At 59.9% G+C, this 3,145-nt stretch carries 4 protein-coding genes and 1 pseudogene; 3 read left to right on the top strand and 2 right to left on the bottom strand.

Annotated elements, in window-relative coordinates; genetic code table 11:
* The 3 genes from WOB96_RS14410 to WOB96_RS14400 form a co-directional block, all read left to right on the top strand.
* The coding region (locus WOB96_RS14410) for a hypothetical protein (RefSeq protein WP_341371998.1) at positions 1-234 on the top strand (234 nt) is incomplete at its 5' end.
* Between the two features lie 49 nt (positions 235-283).
* The gene (locus WOB96_RS14405) at positions 284-1,510 is read left to right on the top strand and encodes an NnrS family protein (RefSeq protein WP_341371997.1); all 1,227 of its coding nucleotides are present in this window, start codon (positions 284-286) and stop codon (positions 1,508-1,510) included.
* Positions 1,511-1,628: 118 nt separating this feature from the next.
* Positions 1,629-2,051 carry a hypothetical protein gene (locus tag WOB96_RS14400; RefSeq protein WP_341371996.1) on the top strand — a complete coding sequence of 141 codons (423 nt, stop codon included), beginning with the start codon at positions 1,629-1,631 and terminating at the stop codon, positions 2,049-2,051.
* 49 nt (positions 2,052-2,100) lie between these two features.
* Here the strand turns inward: WOB96_RS14400 and WOB96_RS14395 are convergent, their stop codons facing one another.
* Positions 2,101-2,847: a hemerythrin domain-containing protein gene (locus tag WOB96_RS14395; protein WP_341371995.1), complete on the bottom strand. Its 747-nt coding sequence runs from the start codon at positions 2,845-2,847 to the stop codon at positions 2,101-2,103.
* 129 nt (positions 2,848-2,976) lie between these two features.
* Positions 2,977-3,145 (bottom strand): annotated as a pseudogene (locus WOB96_RS14390) (heterodisulfide reductase subunit B); the annotation flags it as partial.

Raw genomic sequence — 3,145 nt, 5'->3', positions numbered from 1 at the left:
CAGCCGCTCACGCTCACCGTCATGTACCACGATTACCAGGCGGATAGCGGCGGTCAGCACTTCGGTACCGAGATCGATCTCCTGGCCAGTTATGCCCTGCAGAAGCAGTGGCTCCTGGGCGCCAAGTTCGCCGACTACTCGGCCGACGAGGGCGCGGGGGCGGTGTTTCCCGGCACCACCCAGGCCAATGTGGATACCCAGAAGGTCTGGGCCTATGCCGTTTTCCAGTACTGACATGCTCGCCTGAGCAAAGCCCAGGACATCCCTTCAGATGCAGGCAAACATGACATCCCCTTCCTGGCGGCAACTCGGCGCTGCTCCACACCGATTGATGTTCTTCCTCGGCGCGTTCCAGGCCGCGGGTGTGATGCTCTGGTGGCTCGGCGATCTGCTCGGCCGCTACACGCAAGCCTATGCCGCGCCAAGCTGGACAATCCCAGCGGCCTGGGCCCATGCCTTCCTGATGATCTACGGATTCTTCCCGTTCTTCATCTTTGGCTTCCTCATGACCACCTTCCCTAATTGGTTGAACGGCAGGCCGGTGACACGCTGGTCTTATTTACCGGCGAGCATCCTGATGGCGGGCGGGATGCTGCTCTTCTATGCCGGCCTTGTGATTGACAAGCTCCTGCTGCTGGTGGGCGTATTACTGTTCCTCGCGGGCTGGGGCATCGGACTGTTGGCGCTGCTCGCCATACTCCGACAGAGCCAGCATCCTGACAAGCAACACTCCCGCGTCACCATTGCCGGGCTTTTCATGGGCTGGCTGGGTGCCTGCGCCTACGGTCTCTGGCTGTTTACAGGCGCAATACAGTTTCTGAATTTCAGCCGCATCGCAGGCATCTGGTTTTTTCTCCTGCCAATCTTTCTCACCGTCAGTCATCGCATGATCCCTTTTTTTTCGAGCCGGGTACTGACAGCTTATGTGATCTACCGACCTGACTGGATACTTCCGGCCATGCTGGCCTGCGCCACTGGCCACGGCCTGCTGGAACTGTTGGGGCTGGACGCCTGGCGTGGCTTCTTCGACCTGCCCTTTCTGGCTCTGGCAGCCTGGTTGTCCTACCGCTGGGATCTACTACGCAGTTTTCAGGTACGGTTGCTGGCGGTACTGCACATCGCCTTTTTCTGGCTCGCCATCGCACTGGCCTTCTACAGCTTTCAGGACGTGGCCTTGCTGTTCGACCATGCCGGGGATTTCACCCTTGGCTTTGCGCCATTACACGCGCTTGGGATCGGCTTTTTCGCTGCCATGATGCTTGCGATGGCCTCCCGCGTCACTCTGGGACACTCCGGACGTCCGCTCGCAGCCGATGCCCTGACCTGGACACTCTTTCTCGGGCTGCAGGCCGCCGCCGTGCTGCGTATCCTGCCCGATATTGGTCTGTCAATAGCTCCAGGATTGATTTATCCGCTCGCCGCATCCGTCTGGCTGTTCAGCATCGTTTCCTGGATCTGGAAATATGGATTGATCTACTGGCAACCTCGCGTCGACGGCAAGAGCGGCTAAAAAAGGAGGGCCAGCAAAATCCATCCTAGGTCCCTGGCTACCCTTTGCGCAAAGCGGTAAATGAAATATATTTTAAATACGCGCTTTGACAGGGGGAGACAGGCTGATGGGTGCATTAATGGACAAGGAGGATTTCACTGTCCTTGACGGGCTCGAGCACATGTATCTCGTCAAGTATCGAGTCGCCACCGGGTACAGGAAACCGTTTCTCCGGGCCCGGCGTATTGCTCTCGCTGTTCTGGGCGTGGTCGTCACCGCCGTCCTGGTCTTCCAGGAAAACGGTCCGCTTGCGCCATCGGCCACGCTGCCCCTGGAAGGTCTGATCGGATTCAGCTTTTTTGTTGCCTTTCTCGTCTGGACACTCTGCCCCTGTCCAACCAGCATCGTTCAGATGGACCGGGACGCCCTGATCGGGATGCAGGTCCGATCCGGATCAGACGACTCTCCCGAAGTCATTCTCCATGGCCAGCGTTATCACCCAGAAAATATTCGGGTGTTCGAACAGGCGCGCCGGCACGCCCTCCTGAAAGCGCAGCGGTAACGCACTGAGCGCATTACATCAAACGGAAATTCCCCGCCCGCGGGGGGCATCATGCCAGAGCGGCGTCCTCTGCCCCGCCGAGCACATCCTTAGCACGATCCAGCAAAGCCTTCCTTTCCGCATCTTGCAGGCTCTTCAAGCGCATATCCCAGACGGGAAAGAGCCCCTGTTCCTCACGTCCTTCGTGCTTGGCGAGCGCGCCCGAGAGCATGGCCATGAACGGGGTGACCTCCCAGGCCTCCGGCAGGCCCTCACTGAAAAGCCCGAGCAGCAGATGCAGTTCTTCCAGAATACGGTCATGGTCATCCAGCATGGTTGACAGAGGATCCCGGCGAGCAACATCGCGGGGCAGATCCAGGACCGGCGTAATCACCAGATTCTCGACATGCACGTGCCGCCGCAGGCCAAGGGCATAATCGGCCAGCATGGGCGCGGTGGTCGACATCTTTCCGGCATTGGCTTCCTGCAGGAGTTCCGCGAACAGGCGGTCGAGGCGCTCGTGGTCGCGTCCCAGCAGTGCCATGAGCGTATCGGGTTCGACATCCTCTCGAGGCCTGAGCTCGACCAGCCAGCCATCCTGTCCCAGCGCGCTCGCCTTCCAGCAGATGCGGTGACGAAGCTGCTGGCCCAGGCTCTCCATGAAAGACCCCGGCGCCACATCGAGCAAAAATGCCACACTGCCACCGGGAGAAAGTTCATGGGCCAGCCGGTAGACCCGGCTGCGTGCCGTCAGGGCATCGCTGCCCCGCAGATCGATACAGTGGGCCAGATCGGTAGGACATTGCAGGGCTTCCAAGGCACACCTCCAGAAAGGACACATCTCTGGAGCAATATGCTACCCGCCCGGCGGGCACGCCTTGACCTGTGTCAAAAAAACCCCGGCGCAAGCCGGGGCTGGTTTAAAAGCGTCAACCCTGAAACCTGCTCAGGCGCCGGCGCCGAGGTGTTTGGTGGCGAGTTCGGGGTCGTAGAGGTATTCGATGTTGCCGGCCTCGACTTCCTTGAGGTACTGCTCGAACTTGTGCTTGGCGTCATCCCAGGAGATGCCCATCTTCTCCACCAGTTCCTCGCAGGGCGAGGCGTGCCACTGCAGC

Source organism: Thermithiobacillus plumbiphilus, assembly GCF_038070005.1.
GTDB lineage: Bacteria > Pseudomonadota > Gammaproteobacteria > Acidithiobacillales > Thermithiobacillaceae > JBBPCO01.
The sequence above is the reverse complement of the archived record's forward strand: the minus strand, read 5'-3'. Positions and strand labels throughout refer to the sequence as shown.